Annotated in this window: 12 protein-coding genes; 7 read left to right on the forward strand and 5 right to left on the reverse strand. The window is 61.6% G+C overall.

Translation table 11 applies throughout. From position 1 onward, the window contains the following. Nucleotides 1–41: 41 nt before the first annotated feature. Nucleotides 42–2,483, reverse strand: a complete 2,442-nt coding sequence (locus tag RDL77_RS07665; RefSeq protein ID WP_288192419.1) for an ATP-dependent helicase — start codon at nt 2,481–2,483, stop codon at nt 42–44. Between the two features lie 243 nt (nt 2,484–2,726). Between RDL77_RS07665 and RDL77_RS07670 the strand changes: the two genes are divergently transcribed. From RDL77_RS07670 to RDL77_RS07700, 7 genes are all read left to right on the forward strand, one after another. After that, nucleotides 2,727–5,057 carry a glucose/quinate/shikimate family membrane-bound PQQ-dependent dehydrogenase gene (locus RDL77_RS07670; RefSeq protein ID WP_288192420.1) on the forward strand — a complete coding sequence of 777 codons (2,331 nt, stop codon included), beginning with the start codon at nt 2,727–2,729 and terminating at the stop codon, nt 5,055–5,057. A 242-nt stretch (nt 5,058–5,299) separates the two neighbouring features. Beyond that, on the forward strand, nt 5,300–5,839 hold the full coding sequence (locus RDL77_RS07675; RefSeq protein ID WP_288192421.1) for a glyoxalase superfamily protein: 540 nt from the start codon (nt 5,300–5,302) through the stop codon (nt 5,837–5,839). A 187-nt stretch (nt 5,840–6,026) separates the two neighbouring features. Next, entirely contained in the window at nt 6,027–6,929 is a 903-nt protein-coding gene (locus RDL77_RS07680; RefSeq protein WP_374042686.1) for a dienelactone hydrolase family protein, read from the forward strand. Nucleotides 6,930–7,067: 138 nt separating this feature from the next. Beyond that, nucleotides 7,068–8,021 (forward strand): hypothetical protein, encoded by a 954-nt coding sequence (locus RDL77_RS07685; protein WP_288192422.1) that lies wholly within the window; start codon nt 7,068–7,070, stop codon nt 8,019–8,021. An 8-nt stretch (nt 8,022–8,029) separates the two neighbouring features. Continuing rightward, the gene (locus RDL77_RS07690; protein ID WP_223612758.1) at nt 8,030–8,389 is read left to right on the forward strand and encodes a DUF2185 domain-containing protein; all 360 of its coding nucleotides are present in this window, start codon (nt 8,030–8,032) and stop codon (nt 8,387–8,389) included. Between the two features lie 250 nt (nt 8,390–8,639). Beyond that, on the forward strand, nt 8,640–10,049 hold the full coding sequence (locus RDL77_RS07695; RefSeq protein WP_223612759.1) for an FAD-binding oxidoreductase: 1,410 nt from the start codon (nt 8,640–8,642) through the stop codon (nt 10,047–10,049). Nucleotides 10,050–10,090: 41 nt separating this feature from the next. Beyond that, nucleotides 10,091–13,933 carry an AsmA family protein gene (locus RDL77_RS07700; protein ID WP_288192423.1) on the forward strand — a complete coding sequence of 1,281 codons (3,843 nt, stop codon included), beginning with the start codon at nt 10,091–10,093 and terminating at the stop codon, nt 13,931–13,933. A gap of 156 nt (nt 13,934–14,089) precedes the next feature. Here RDL77_RS07700 and RDL77_RS07705 read toward each other — a convergent pair whose 3' ends face one another. The 4 genes from RDL77_RS07705 to RDL77_RS07720 form a co-directional block, all read right to left on the reverse strand. Next, complete coding sequence (locus RDL77_RS07705; RefSeq protein ID WP_223612761.1) at nt 14,090–14,320, reverse strand: ribbon-helix-helix domain-containing protein; 231 nt, start codon at nt 14,318–14,320, stop codon at nt 14,090–14,092. Then, nucleotides 14,317–14,523: a DUF4169 family protein gene (locus tag RDL77_RS07710; RefSeq protein ID WP_288192424.1), complete on the reverse strand. Its 207-nt coding sequence runs from the start codon at nt 14,521–14,523 to the stop codon at nt 14,317–14,319. The genes RDL77_RS07705 and RDL77_RS07710 overlap by 4 nt, the downstream gene beginning before the upstream one ends. Nucleotides 14,524–14,532: 9 nt before the next feature. Then, the gene (locus RDL77_RS07715) at nt 14,533–15,117 is read right to left on the reverse strand and encodes an SspB family protein (protein ID WP_223612763.1); all 585 of its coding nucleotides are present in this window, start codon (nt 15,115–15,117) and stop codon (nt 14,533–14,535) included. Nucleotides 15,118–15,232: 115 nt separating this feature from the next. Then, the gene (locus RDL77_RS07720; protein ID WP_288192425.1) at nt 15,233–15,943 is read right to left on the reverse strand and encodes a TetR/AcrR family transcriptional regulator; all 711 of its coding nucleotides are present in this window, start codon (nt 15,941–15,943) and stop codon (nt 15,233–15,235) included. Between the last annotated feature and the right edge of the window lie 211 nt (nt 15,944–16,154).

Consider the following 16,154-nt stretch of genomic DNA (forward strand, 5'->3'; position numbering starts at 1 on the left):
TGGGTTTGCAGCCCAGAGGGGGGTGAAAGAACCAAGCCCGCTCAGATCTGCTTCACAAAACTGTCGAGCACGCGTTTTTGCCCGGCCTTGTCGAAATCGATGGTCAGTTTGTTGCCTTCGATGGATGAGACATTGCCGTTGCCGAACTTGATGTGGAACACGCGGTCGCCGACGTCGAAATTCGACGGGGTTTCGCTGACGGATTTGGCGACCAGCTCGCCATCGATCATGCGGCCCTTGACCGAGCCGCGTCCGGCGCCGTGGCCGGAATCCGTCTCGCCATAGCCGATGCGCTCGACCTTTGCGCCGGAGCGCGAGCCCCAATTGTTGCGCGTGGCGTCAGAACGGTTCTGCTGGGCGCGCTGCCAGCCGGGCGTCGAATAGGTATTCTCGAATGGATCGGCGCGGTCGAAGCGTGACTGGCCATAGCCGCCACCGGAGCCGTATCCGCCATAGGAATTGCCTGTCGCAACAACTTCCACGTGCGCTTCCGGCAATTCCTCGAGGAAACGGGACGGTATGGTCGATTGCCAGAGGCCATGGATACGCCGGTTGGAGACAAACCAGATGTGCAGGTTCTTCTTGGCGCGGGTCAGGCCGACATAGGCGAGGCGCCGCTCTTCCTCAAGGCCGGAGCGGCCGCCCTCATCCAGCGCACGCTGATGCGGGAACAGGCCTTCCTCCCAGCCGGGCAGGAAGACAGTCTCGAATTCAAGCCCCTTGGCCGAATGCAGCGTCATGATGTTGACCGCATCGAGATTCTCGTTCTGCTCGGCATCCATGACCAAAGCCACGTGCTCGAGGAAGGAACGCAGGGACTCGTACTCCTCCATGGAGCGGATGAGTTCTTTCAGGTTTTCCAGCCGGCCCGGCGCTTCCGCTGAACGGTCCGCCTGCCACATGGCCGTGTAGCCTGATTCATCGAGGATCATTTCGGCCAGCTGCGTGTGCGGCGTGGAATCAATCAGCGATTGCCAGCGGTGGAAGTTTTCAACCACTTCGCGCAGGGCGGAACGGGGTTTCGGCTTCAGCTCTTCCGTCTGCACCAGATCGGTGGCGGCCTCGAGCATGGCGATGTCGCGGGCGCGGGCATAGTCATGCACCTGCCGCACGGCGGCTTCACCGAGGCCGCGCTTGGGCGTGTTGATGACGCGCTCCAGCGCAAGGTCATCGGACCCTTGAGCCACGACGCGGAAATAGGCGAGGGCATCGCGGATTTCGAGGCGCTCGTAGAACCGCGGGCCGCCAACGACGCGGTAATTCAGGCCGAGGGTAACGAAACGGTCTTCGAATTCGCGCATCTGGAAGGAGGCGCGCACGAGGATCGACATGTCGTTGAGCTTGTGCCCCCTGCGCTGCGCCTGCTCGATTTCCTCGCCGACCGCGCGGGCTTCCTCTTCGGAATCCCAGGCGGCGTGGACATTGACCTTGGCGTCTTCGGCATTCGGCGCATCGGTGAACAGGGTTTTACCGAGGCGGCCCTCATTGTGGGAAATGAGGAAGGAGGCCGCGCCGAGAATATGTGCCGTCGAGCGGTAATTGCGCTCCAGCCGGATCACGACCGCGCCGGGAAAATCTTTTTCGAAACGCAGGATGTTGTCGACTTCGGCACCGCGCCAGCCATAGATCGACTGGTCGTCATCGCCGACGCAGCAGACATTCTTCGAGCCCTGCGCGATCAGGCGCAGCCACATGTACTGGGCGGTGTTGGTGTCCTGATACTCGTCGACAAGGATGTAGCGGAATTTGGCGTGATATTCCTTCAGCACATCCGGATAGGCGCGGAACATGCGGATGGGATGGCAGAGCAGGTCGCCGAAATCGCAGGCATTGAGCGTCTTCAGGCGGTTCTGATAGGCCGTGTAGAGTTCGCGGCCTTTGCCATTGGCAAAGGCGCGGGCGTCGCCCTCGGGGATTTCCGTCGGGCCGAGGCCCTTGTTCTTCCAGCCGTCGATCATCAGCGCGAACTGCTTGGCGGGCCAGCGCTTGTCGTCGAGCCCTTCAGCCTGAATGATCTGCTTGATCAGCCGGATGACATCATCCGTGTCGAGAATGGTGAAATCCGAGCGCAGGCCGACCAGTTCCGCATGGCGGCGCAACAGCTTGACGCCGATGGAGTGGAACGTGCCGAGCCAGGGCATGCCTTCCACGGCACCGCCGACGAGAACGCCGATGCGCTCCTTCATCTCGCGCGCCGCCTTGTTGGTGAAGGTCACCGCAAGAATCTGGCTGGGATAGGCCTTGCCGAGGGAGAGGATGTGGGCGATGCGCGAGGTCAGCACCCGTGTCTTGCCGGTTCCGGCACCGGCGAGAACCAGTACCGGCCCTTCGGTTGTTTCAACCGCAAGGCGCTGTTCCGGGTTGAGGCCATTGAGGTAGGGCGGCGCGCCGCGCGCCTGCATGGCGCGTGCAGCTATGCCCTGCGGCTGGCGAGGCGCATCAGGTTCATCGAAGAACGGTATATCGTCAGGCAATCCGGACATTTCACTCCAATGTAGTGATTCGGCATCGAAAAACCAGACCGATCCGATACAAAGCAAGAACATACAGCATTTAGCGCAGAGTTTCCCCCGAAACTTGCGATTGAAATTTTCAATCGCTGATATTGCACGCATCGGATTTAAGGCATAGGCCTGTCAAAGAGAGGAATCTGGCAGCCGATGGCCCGTTCGCAGCCTCATGTCAGGACCATTCGATCTTGATTGAGCTTGGAAAGGACCCCTGCCATGGCAATCACTCTGACGGCTCTCCTTTTTCTGATCATCGCGGCTGCCCTGGGTGCGGGTGGCGTCTGGCTCGCCGTTCTCGGCGGCAGCTGGTACTACGTCATCGCCGCGCTCGCCTTTCTCGTCACATCCATTCTCCTCTTCCGGCGGCGCTCGGCCGCATTGACGGTCTATGCGCTGCTGGTGATCGGCACGCTGGGCTGGGCCATCTGGGAAATCCGCTTCGACTGGTGGCAGCTGGCGCCGCGCGGCGGCGTGATCATCCTGCTCGGGCTCTGGCTCCTGACACCGTGGGTGCGCGGCCCGTTGACCCGTGCCGATGCCGGCTCTGCCTCCCTGGGGGCAGCACCGCTCTGGCTGGCCGTTCTGGTGGCGCTCGGCGTTGCCGGCTATTCCATGACCCGGGACCCGCTCGATCTTCCCGGCCAGTTGAGCCGGGAGGCGGTGACCGCCACGCCCGATATCGGCGGCGTGCCCAATGACGACTGGCACTTCTATGGCCGCAGCCTCTACGGCCAGCGCTATTCCCCCTTGAAGCAGATCACGCCCGACAATGTCGCCAAGCTGCAGGTGGCCTGGACCTACCAGACCGGCGACGTGCGCCGCTCCACCGATATTCCGGAAACGACCTATCAGGTGACACCGCTCAAGGTGCGCGACACGCTCTATATCTGCACGCCGCATAATTTCGTCATTGCGCTTGATGCCGCCAGCGGCAAGGAAAAATGGCGCTTCGATCCGCAGGTGAAGGACAATGACGACCGGCAGCACCAGACCTGCCGCGGCGTGTCCTACTATGCCGATGCCACCGTCGCGGCCGGACAACCCTGCGCCGAGCGGGTCTATATGCCGACCGCCGATGCAAGGCTGATCGCGCTCGATGCGGCCAATGGCCAGGTCTGCCCGGCCTTTGGCGACAAGGGCACCATCCATCTGGAAACCGGCATGCCTTATAACCCCGCCGGGTACTACTATTCGACCTCGCCGCCGGTCATTGCCGCGGGCAAGATCATTGTCGGAGGCGCGGTCAATGACAACTATTCGATCCACGAACAGTCCGGCGTCATCCGCGCCTTCGATATCAACACCGGCGCGCTGGTGTGGAACTGGGATTCCGGCAATCCCGATGTGACGACACCGCTGCCGGAGGGACAGAAATACACCGCCAATTCTCCCAACAGCTGGTCGATTTCCAGCGCCGATGAAAAACTCGGGCTCATCTATGTGCCGCTCGGCAACCAGACGCCGGACCAGCTTGGCGCCGGGCGGTCCGCCAATGTGGAGAAATTCTCGTCCTCCATCGTGGCGCTCGATCTCAACACCGGGCAGATGCGCTGGGTGCGCCAGACCGTGCATCACGATCTCTGGGACATGGACGTGCCCTCGCAGCCAAGTCTTGTCGACATCAACACCGCAAGCGGAGCGGTTCCGGCACTGGTCGGTCCGACAAAGCAGGGCGATATCTATGTGCTCGACCGGCGTTCGGGCGAGCCGATCATCCCGGTCGAGGAGGTGCCTGCCCCCGGCGGTGCCATCGAGGGCGACCACACCTCGCCGACACAGCCGGTTTCCGGCCTGACATTCATACCGCGACCGCTGCAGGGCAAGGACATGTGGGGCGTGACGCTGTTCGACCAGCTCGCCTGCCGCATCCATTTCCTCAAGCTGCGCTATGAGGGGCGCTATACGCCGCCGTCGCTGCAGGGCTCGCTGATCTATCCCGGCAATTTCGGCGTGTTCAACTGGGGCGGCGTGGCGGTCGATCCGGAGCGGCAGGTGATGTTCGGCATGCCGACCTATCTGGCCTTCACTTCACGGCTCGTGCCGCGCGCCGATGTGCCGGCGCCGGGTGCGGGCACCAAGGGCAGCGAGCAGGGGCTCAACCGCAATGAAGGCGCACCCTATGCGGTGGTGATGGGACCGTTCGTGTCGCCGCTCGGCCTGCCATGCCAGACCCCGCCCTGGGGCTATGTGGCGGGGGCGGACCTGCGCACAGGCAAGATCGCCTGGAAGCACCGCAACGGCACGGTGTACGATTCCTCGCCGCTGCCCCTGCCGCTCAAGGTCGGGGTGCCGGGGCTGGGCGGCCCGATCATCACGGCGGGCGGCGTCGCATTCCTTGGCGCAACGGTGGACAATTATCTGCGTGCCTATGACGTGACCACGGGCAAGCAGCTGTGGGAAGGGCGTCTTCCCGCGGGCGGACAGTCCACACCCATGTCCTATGCGCTGCCCGACGGGCGGCAGTTCGTCGTCATCGTCGCCGGCGGCCACGGCTCGATCAACACCAAGGCCGGTGACTACGTCATCGCCTATACCCTGCTGAAATAGGCGGGGCGCACCATCGCACCCTCCCGGGTCGGCAGCCGGGAGGGTTTTTGTTGACTGTTTTAATCCAGTTGACGCGGCGCGAAACTGCTCATATCAATTCATCAGGCAGATACGGCCAGCCGCTCGCGGGGGTTCAACCCATGGTGAATGTATCGAACGATGCTGCGTTTCATCCTTTGCATGGTGAACGGGTCGGCAATGCGGGCACTGACTTTCCGCGTTCACCCTATGAAGGATAGACGATGCGTACATTTCATGACGCCAAGGCGATGGCCAAATCGCTGCGACAAGCGCTTGCCGCCAAAAATATCGAGATTTCCCACAGTGACGGTCTGGAGCTTGTTGCGGCCGGGTTCGGTCTCGACAACTGGAACGTGCTTGCGGCAAAGATTGCGGAGGACGGGCCCGCGCCGAAGAGAGCCATCTCCTTTGGACCGGCCAACCCGATCCTGCGGATTTTCGACGTTGATAAGGCCAAGGAATTCTACCTGGACTATCTCGGCTTCACCCTCGACTGGGAGCACCGGTTCGAGGACAACATGCCGCTTTACTGTCAGGTGACGCGCTCCGGCCTGACGCTGCATCTGAGCGAACATTCCGGCGATGCCAGCCCGGGCGCCCGGGTTTTCGTGCGCATGACGGGGATCGAGGCGTTTCACAAGGAGCTTCATGCCAGGAACTACCGCTTCATGAAGCCGGGTCTCGAAGAAGCGCCCTGGGGCCGCGAGGTGCACGTGATCGATCCGTTCAGCAACCGGATCAGCTTTTGCGAGGACAAGTAGGTTTTGCGTGCGGGACAGCGCCGGGGCAATCCGGCGCTGCCTGCCTTGACGAGGCGGTCGGCGTCTGGGAAATTGGCGCCACAGTGATGACTGGACTCGGCGTTGCGCTCTCCACCGGTGTCCTTTCGCATCGCCTGAAAGGGTGATGGGAAACGGCGGGGGTTTGATGGCCCGGCAGTCCTTTTCGATGGAAAGAGCCACAATGGACAAGCCGAAGAAAACTCCGACGATCAGTCAGGCCATGGTCGATGCTTATGACGAATACACGCATCTGACCCTCGACCGCCGGTCCTTCATGGACAAGCTCGCCAAACTGGCGGGCTCCGGCGCCGCAGCCGCGGTCATTGCACCGATGCTGGCGGCAAATTCCGCTCAGGCTGCGGTTGTCGCGTCCGACGATCCGCGCCTGCTCACCAAGGACCTGATCCATTCGGGCGATGTGGGAGACATGAAGGGCTACAGTGTGCGCCCGACCGACACGACGGCGAAACTGCCGGTGGTTGTGGTCATTCATGAGAATCGCGGTCTCAACGGCCATATCCGCGATATTGCCCGGCGCATGGCACTGGAAGGCTTTACGGTTTTCGCCCCGGACTTCCTGTCGTCGGTCGGTGGCACGCCTTCGGACGAAGACAAGGCGCGCGACCTGATTGCCAATCTCGACCCCGAAAAGACCATCGCCGAAGGCGTCGAGACGATCGCCTATCTCAAAGCGGCAAAGTATGCCAACGGCAAGGTCGGCGTGATGGGCTTTTGCTGGGGCGGCGGGCTGGTCAATGATCTGGCCGTCAATTCGCCGGACCTCGATGCCGGTGTGGCCTATTATGGCCGCCAGCCCAAGGCCGAGGATGTTGCAAAGATCAAGGCGCCGCTGCTGCTGCATTATGCGGGGCTCGACACGCGGATCAATGCGGGCATCGATGGCTACAGGAAAGCGCTGCAGGACAATGGCAAGACCTTCGACATCGAGGTCTATGACGGCGTCAACCACGCCTTCAACAACGATACGTCCACCGCCCGCTACAGCAAGGAAGCCGCCGACCTCGCCTGGAGCCGCACGGTTGCGTTCTTCAAGAAATATCTGAGCTGACAAGCCTCACGGTGCGCCCGTCGAACCACGCACTATAAGTCATGCATCACACATTTCCGTCCCCATGAAACCAATGGCTTGCCAGACCGTTCCGGGCACTGCTAGTCACAACAACGGAACGCGACGGGAAATGCCTTCATGCGCTACATAACTGCCCTTCTGGTCTTCACGATGATATCGCTTGCGCATGTGCAGGCGGGCTTTGCGCAGGAGGCTGTTTTCCCGGAAGGCTCCAGCGTTGGCCTGGTCATTCCCCGGAACATGCAGCCATCGTCGACGTTCAGCGGCTTTGAAGACCCGGCGATGGGCGCGACCATTGTGCTGACCGAGCTGCCGGTGGATGCCTATGCGCAAATCTCCGCCAAGTTCAATGCGGAAGGTCTGGCGCCCACGGGCATCGTTGTCAGCGGTGCCGCACAGGACTGGCAGGTCAAGGGCGCCTCGGCGGCCAAATATATTCACGGCAGCCAGATTGCCTCCGGCATCAAATACCGCAAATGGATTGTCCTGTCGCAGGCGCCGACGACCACGACGATGGTCACCATGCAAATTCCCGACGGGGTTGCCGGTGCGCCATCGGATGCGGATGTCGAGGACACATTGCGCTCGATCGCGGTGCGCACGCCGCCAACCCTTGACGAACAGATTGCTGCCCTGCCGTTCAAGGTGGGCGATCTCGCCGGGTTTCGCCCGATCCGCGCCATTGCCGGGGCAACCTATCTCCTGACCGACGGACCGCAGGACGTACCCGCCAGCGCGGCGCAGCCGGTGATCATCATCGCGTCCAATCTCGGCAATGCGCCCGAGGCTGCCGCACGCATGGACTTTGCCAGGAAGGCCTTTGCGTCGCTGACCGGGATCAAGGATGTCCGCTCTGACAATGAAAGCAGCGCGCCGGCCGATGGCGGCGAATGGGTGGATATTGACGGCAGCGCCAAGGACGCGACCAGCGGAGATGCGCTTTACGTTGCCCAGATCGCCCGGTTTGCCGGCGACCGCTACGTTCGCGCCATCCTGATCGTGCGGGGCAGCGAAAGGGATAAATTTGCCGACCGCTTCCGCAGACTCGCCAAGTCGCTGACGATCAATTAAAATCGGGCATGGATAAAACCTATCGACTCAGCAAAGACGAGATACGGCCATTGGTCCGCAATTACGGCGGCTGTATCGCAACCGATACGATTACAATTGACGGCTATCCCGTGCGCTTCATGTACCGCGAGGATCCCGACAACGCACTGGACAGCGGCTGGCGTTTTCTCTCGGGCTTCGAGAGCGACGACTACATGGAAGACCCGGACAACAGCGGGATTTTCGACGTCAACACCATCGCCAACTACGATCCCAGCATCATCCCTCTGCTCGACTCGCCGGTCGGCAGCGTGTTTGAACGGACCGGCGAACAGGAGCGCTTTGTCCGGGTCACCGACTGGGAACCCAGCGACGACGATGAGGAGTGAAGGGGTTCTATAGGCTTACACCCCCCTCTGGGCTGCCGCCGATCTCCCCCCTTGTGGGGGAGATGTCCGGTAGGACAGAGGGGGGTGCCCGGATCAACCGGCATAACAATACCGTATTGATTATCTCACTGACTTTCTTCCCCAACCCTTGCGGTTCTCTCACACAGAGTTACAACTGGACAAGTCGCGTGCAGTGACTGAAAATGCACGTGAATTGGACGAATCCTCGATTGGAATTCTGGAGACCGGAATGGCATTGGCTGATGCAGGAGCAATGGTGCGCAATGAAAATGGTATTGCGACCGTTGTTTCGATTCTTAAGAAAAGGTTTGGTGACAACGCGCAGACGGGCAAATCCATCCGCGAGCAGCATGGCCACACCACCAGTTATGTCCCGAACCAGGCCCCCGATCTCGTGGTTTTCGCCGAAACGACCGAAGACGTTCAGGAAGTCGTGCGCCTCTGCGGCGAGTGGCAGGTGCCGGTCATTCCGTTCGGCACCGGCACGTCGCTGGAAGGCCATGTGAATGCGCCGGCGGGCGGTGTGTCCATCGACCTGTCGCGGATGAACCGCATTCTCAAGGTCTATACCGAAGACCTCAATGTCGTGGTCGAGCCGGGCATCACCCGCAAGGAACTCAACGAATATCTGCGCGATACCGGCCTGTTCTTCCCGATCGATCCCGGCGCCAATGCCAGCCTTGGCGGCATGGCCGCCACGCGTGCCTCGGGCACCAATGCCGTGCGCTACGGCACCATGCGCGAAAACGTGCTGGCGCTGAAGGCCGTCATGCCGGATGGCCGCCTGATCAGCACGGCAAAGCGGGTGAAAAAAACGTCTGCTGGTTATGACCTGACCCGGCTGCTCGTCGGCTCCGAAGGCACGCTCGGCATCATCACCGAACTGACGCTGAAGCTCTACGGCATTCCGCAGGCGATCTCCGGCGGCATCTGCGCGTTTCCGGATCTTGAAAGCGCCTGCAATGCGGTGATCGAGACCATCCAGATGGGCATTCCCGTGGCGCGTATCGAGCTGGTCAACAGCCTGCAGATGCAGGCGATGATCAATTATTCCAAGCTTGATTATCCGGTTGCCCCCTATCTCTTTGTCGAATTCCACGGCAGCGATGCGGGCGTGGCCGAACAGGCGGAACTCTTCGGCGAGATTGCCGCGGCCAATGGCGGTGGCCCGTTCAAATGGACGGCCAATCTGGAAGAGCGCGAAAAGCTGTGGTCGGCGCGGCACAATTCCTATTTCGCCTGCATGACGCTGGCGCCCGGGAAGCAGTCGCTGTCGACGGATGTGTGCGTGCCGATTTCGCGCCTGGCAGAATGCATTGTCGCAACGGAGAAGGATATTGCGGCGAGCGGGCTGATCGCGCCGATTGTCGGTCATGCGGGCGACGGCAATTTCCATGTGCTGATCCTGTTCGACGACAAGAATCCGGAGGAAATCCAGAACGTGGAAGCCTTTGTCGAGCGCCTCAATCTCAGGGCGATTGCCATGGACGGGACCTGCACGGGCGAGCACGGCATCGGGCAGGGCAAGATAAAATTCCTCCGGCTCGAGCTTGGCGGTGCGGTCGACGTGATGGAAACGATCAAGCGGGCTATCGATCCGGGCAATATCATGAATCCCGGCAAGATCTTACGTCTGTAACTTTGCACGTTGATTCCGCATCTTCGCCCAATTTATGAACGGTGCGGTGTATACGGTGCCCAACGCGTAAGAATGGAGTTGAAACACTGGCGCGCCTTTTTGTTCTGATCGGCGGACTACTGGTACTGGTGCTCACCGCGGCACTGGTGGTGCCGTATTTTGTCGACTGGGCCGGCTACCGCTCCTCGTTTGAACGGGAGGCATCGGCGCTTCTCGGGCGGCCCGTCACGGTTGCCGGGACGGCCAGCGCCCGGCTCCTGCCGTTTCCATCGGTGACCTTCTCCGACGTCAAGGTGGGCGACCCCGGATCGGCGCCGGTCATGACCATCGACAAGTTTTCGATGGACGCGGAACTTGCGCCGTTCCTGCGCGGCGAGATTCTCATTTTCGACATGCGGCTGGAGAAGCCGACCGCTTCGGTCAATATCGACCGCAACGGCGTGGTCGACTGGGCCATCCGGCCGCAGACATCGTTCGGCTCGACGCAGGTCAAGCTGGAAAACGTGCGGATCACCAACGGCTCCGTGCTGGTGCGCGACGCCTCGACCGCGACGGTCCGCACCGTGAACGATCTCAATGCGACGGTGTCCGCGACCAAGCTGAGCGGTCCGTGGAAATTCGATGGCACATTGCTTTTCAACGGGGAGCGGACCAGCGTTTCCGCTTCCACCGGCCAGTTGAAGCCTGACGGCTCGCTCAACGTGCATGCACGTATTATCCCTGACGGCATTCCGGCGGTGCTCGAGACCGACGGCGGGGTGACGCTTGACAAGGGCGCGCTGAAATATGCCGGCAGCATCAACATCCGTTCGGCGGATGAGACAGCACCCAAGGCGGCGGGCAAGGGGACGCCGGCCGAGGACAAGCCGCTTCTTTCCAGCGTGCGCGTGACCGGGCGCTTCGAGGCCGATCATGCCAGCGTGACCATTCCGGAGTTCCGGATGGAGCAGGGGACGGTTGACGATCCCTATATCGTCAATGGCAACGCGCTTTTCGACTATGGCAGCAACCCGCGGTTTGAAGTCAAGGCGGATGGCCAGCAGGTGACGTTCGACACCCAGAACGAGGACAGCAAGGGCAGCAAGCCGACGCCGCACACGGCCGCGCAGCGGCTGGGCGTGTTCCGCCGCCTGATGGACCAGCTGCCCATTCCGACGGTTCCCGGCAGCATCGATCTGAAACTTCCTGCCATCGTGGCGGGCGACACCACCATCCGCTCGGTGCGGATCGATGCGGAACCCTCGGGCGGCGCCTGGAAGATCAACCAGCTCCGCGCGGAACTGCCGGGACGAACCCAGTTCGAGGCCAGCGGCATGCTGCAGATCGGCAAGGATTTCGGCTTTGACGGCAAACTGCTTGTCGCATCGCGCCAGCCCTCGGGCCTGGCGGCCTGGCTGACCGATACGGTGGATGAATCGATCCGGCGGCTGGCGGGCGCGGGTTTTTCCGGTGATGTGAAACTGCACGACGACCTGCAGCGCATCGACAATCTGGAAGTGGCGCTTGGCGGCGCCTCGCTGAAGGGATCGCTGATCCGCAGCGCCAAGGGCGAATCCGTGCCGCTGACCCAGCTGACGCTGGACGGTGGCGCGCTGGATGGCGATGCGCTGGAAGCCTTTGCCGCCATCTTCGGCCGCAACACGCCATCGGAGGCGGGCAAGGGCGCACCGCAGCTGGCGGGTGAAGATCTCGATGTGCGGGTGAAAGCCGGGCCGGTCAGCCATGGCGGCCTGGTGGCGGAATCGCTCGATACCGGCTTTCGCCTGCGCGACGGCGTCTTCGATATCGACCGCCTGACCGTGGGCAATGTATCCGGAGCAACCATTACCGCAACCGGCAAGATCGCGCCGTTCAAGGCCGAGCCTTCCGGTTCGCTGGATGCAACGGTTCTCTCGGATGACATGGCGCCGTTCGTTGCGGCGCTGGCGGCGCAGTTTCCCGACTTCCCGTTCCTTGCGGCGCTCAACGAGCATGCGGCCCGGTTTCCCGGACTGTTTGACGGAACGGAGCTGAGCATCATCGCCAATGCGCTGCATGGCAAGGATGCCGCCGATGAGTTCTCGCTGAGCGCGGCGGGGAAAACCGGCGGCATGGATATCACGCTTTCCGGCACGACCAGCCAGGGCACCGACAAGTTCCGCGTGCTGGAACTGACGATGAATGCGCGCACGGATCACGGCGAGAACCTGATGGCCCTGATGGGACTTCCCGCGCTGCCGCTCGGCTTTGCCGGTGAGCTGGAGGCGGACCTTGCCTTGAAAGGCAATGGCAAGGACGGCATCCAGACGCAGCTTGCGCTGAAAGCGCCGGACGGCCAGGCGCTCCTCGACGGCAGTTTGCGCAGCAGCAACGGCCTGTTGAACGGCGAAGGGCGCGCGTCGATCAAGGCCAGCGATCTGGAGCCCTATCTTGCGACAGCCGGCTATTCGCTGCCGGGATTTGGCAACGGCATGCCGGTCGACATGGCCAGCAGCTTCCAGCTCGCCAAGGGCCGGCTGGTGCTGCCGGATTTGAACGGCAAGGTGCATGATACCAAGATTGCCGGCCGTCTCGATCTCGGCGTGAACAACGGCACACCCGATATACAGGGCAATCTGGCGCTGGGCAGGATCGACCTTCCCGCCGTGGTGCAGTTCATGCTCGGCACCGGCGCCGTCGACGCGGGCGGGCAAACGCACTGGCCGAAAGAAACCTTTGCCAAGGCGCCGCTGTTCCCGGCCGATTTCAATCTCAAGATCAAGGCTGACGAGGCGGACGCCGGTGTTCTCGGACGGGTGGGCAAACTGCAGTCCACCGCATCGCTGAAGGACGGCTATCTGCGGCTCGATGAAACGCAGGGCGAGATTCTCGGCGGCACCGTCAAGGGCACGTTCGAGCTGCGCAACACGAGCGGTACCGGTCTGGCGGCGGGTCAGTTCACGCTGGAGCAGGCCTCCCTCGATGATCTCTACACGCCTGACGACCATGAACCGCTGATGGGCACAGCCAAGATCGTCGCTTCGATCAACGCAACCGGCACCTCCATCGCCGACATGATGGCGTCGGTTGCCGGTTCGGGCGTTGTTTCCGTGGATGATCTGGCCATCGATACCATCAATCCCGGCGCGCTCAAGCCCATCCTGGACGATGCCGACGGGCTGTCGGGCCCGATCACCGCTGCCAGCGTGAATGGCGTGATCGGCAAATATCTGCATGCCGGGCCGTTCAATGCGGGTGCGGCGGAGTTTGCCTTTACCATTGCCGGCGGCACGGCGCGGACATCGACATTCCAGCTGAAAAGCCCCGGTGCGTCGCTGAATGCCGATCTGCGGCTGAATTTTCCCGACATGACCATGGCCTCGCAGGGGCGCTACGCGTTCGATCCGGGCAAGCTGGTGGTTGCCGGTGCCGAGCCGGTTGTCGAGTTCAAGGGAGAGGGGCCGTGGCGCGCGCCGAAATGGACGCTGAACCGCCAGCCGCTGGAGCAGTTCCTGACGCAGCGCACGCTGGAGCGCGAGCAGCAGCGTGTCGAAACCATGCAGGCATCGCTGGTTGAAAAGCAGCGGCTGCGCCGCGAAGCCCTGCTGTTCCAGAGCAAGGCCACGGAACGCCAGAGGCTTGCCGAAGAGGCCAGGCTGAAGGCGGAACAGGAAGCGGCGGCCAAGGCCGAGGCGGAGCGGCAGGCGGCTGAAAGGGCTGCGGCCGAGAAAGCCGCTGCCGAGAAAGCCGCCGCTGAAAAGGGTGCCGCCGAGAAGCAGGCTGCGGAAGATGCGGCCCGGAAGACCCGCGAGCAGCCGTCGCCTCCCAGTGGCGGGGCGCAGGTGCCGCCCCAGCAGGGAAGCGGTACCCTCAACAAACAGTCCGTGGATGATTTTCTGAAGACGCTCGGGCCAACGGTTCAGTAGAGCTGGCAAAACTATTGTGCGTGGTTCGACAAGCTCACCATGAGGAAAGTTGCAATCTGCAGAGCGCTGGATTCCCTCATGGTGAGCTTGTCGAACCACGCATGACGGCGATGCAGAATACCGGGTGACTATAACACCACGAATCAAATCAGCTTCTTAAGAAGCGGTGTTCATCCTGTTCATCACCCAGTCGAGCACGTAGATGCGCAGGGCCGAAGACAGGTTGGAGTCGCGGTCGCGGCCCTCGTCGATCTCGGCAATCAGGCGGGCGAGCGTGATCTTGCGGTCGTCCGCGATGGACGTGATGATCGCGTAGAAGGGGTCTTCAAGGGAAAAACTGGTGCGGTGCCCGCGGATTGTCACGGACCGTTTGCGGACAAGGCTCAAGGCTTGTCCTTGCCGGCTGGTGGTACGCGACCCTCAAGCCGATTGCTGTCGAGAAACAGCTCGGTCTTGCGGCTGGCGTTCTTTTCAAACTGCTTCTCGGCCCCGGTGCGGCCAAACACAATCCGGTTCTCGGCCGCATTCTGCTCCTTCGCGTCCTTCGCCTTGCGCTTTTTGAACTGTCGCAGGTTGACGATGTCGGCCATGGGCGCGCGTTACTTCTTCTTCCGGAATGAATCCAGGGAAACGACCGATGCGGATGCCTTCTCGCCCGTTTCTTCGCGCGGAGCATCGGCTTTCTCGCCGCCTGCCTTGGCCGGCTTCTTGGCCGGTTTGGCTGCGGGTTTGGGCTTGGCGCCGGACGTTGCCGTCTTCGGCTTTTCGGCGGGCTGTACCGGCGCAATGCTGGTAACGCCCTGATCGTTGTCGCCGACGGTTTCTTCCACCTCGACGTCGAACTCCAGTTCGAAGTTGACGGAGGGGTCGTAGAAGCCGCGAATGGCGGAGAACGGCACGACCAGACGTTCCGGCACATCGCCGAAGGACAGGCCGACCTCAAACAGCGTATCCGTGACCTGCAAGTCCCAGAACTGGTGCTGCAGGACGATGGTCATCTGCTCGGGATATTTTTCGTGCAGACGCGTCGAAATGCGCACGCCCGCCGCACCGGTCAGGAACGTGACGAAAAAATGATGGTTGCCAGGAAGACCAGCCTTGGCAACTTCACCAAGGACTTTGCGGATAACGCCGCGCAGCGCTTCCTGGGCCAGTATATCGTAACGGATCATATCTTGTGGCATGCACTCTTATCCCATGGATTCGCCCCTCTCTGTCAAGCAGAGATGACAAACAGGTTTGAGCCATTATGGCGCATGGATAAAGGAATTGCGACTGGTTGTAAGCTCCAAGCTTAAATTAAGCTTGCGGTGCCCGCTGGGGGCCGTTGTCCGCACCTATTGCCGGATTGCCTGCGGGGGCGGAATAGGCCCGCAGGAAGGTGCGCACGGCGTTGCGCGCGGCATTGTCCAGCTGTTCCCCGGTCGGCGATTCGCCGAAGAGCGTAATCATCTGCAGATCGGCATTGACCAGGGCCAGGAACTGCCGGGCGGCGAGATCGAAATCATCCATCTGCAGGCCGCCGCCATGGGAGAGGCGGGCAAATAGCGCGGCGAGGGCGGTTCCGATCTTTCCGGGGCCGTGCCTGCGCCAGCCCTCGAACAGCTGCGGATAGCGCTCGCCCTCGGACTGCACCAGCTTGCGCAGGAACTTTCCGTCCTGGTTGCACAGGCAATTCTGGGCGAGCCGCACCGCAAATGCGCTCAGATCGTCTTCCAGATTGTCGGGTTTGTCAGGAAATGTCGCCAATATCGAGAAGAGGCTGGCATTGGTGCGGTTCATCACATCTTCGACCACGGCGGTGAAGAGTGTTTCCTTTTCCCGATAGTGGTTGTATATAGTCTGGCGCGAAACGCCCGCTTCCACAGCGATTTCGTCAATACTCGCTCCGGCAAAGCCTTCCCGGCAAAATACCTCGGCCGCTGCATCCAATATCGATAGACGTTTTGAACATTGACCACGTTGAGTATGGCCGGTCGCCTTGTGCGCTGCTTCTTTTGGATTTGTCATGAACCGAAGATAATGCGCATTGACGTTTTAGACAATAGTGTCTAATTTGACAGTTGTGTCTAAAAACATTGACACACTGTTTTGTGATGGAGAGAGCGTCCTCCCAAGCCGCGCCGCTCCATCGCAGGTGAAAAATTCTGAACCTCTCCTGAGAGCAATGCGGCGCAGAAGCCGATGAGCTTCGCGCTGCCGTTTTCTGAAAGATGAACAC

It is taken from the genome of uncultured Phyllobacterium sp. (assembly GCF_902479695.1).
In the GTDB taxonomy this organism is placed as follows: domain Bacteria; phylum Pseudomonadota; class Alphaproteobacteria; order Rhizobiales; family Rhizobiaceae; genus Phyllobacterium; species Phyllobacterium calauticae.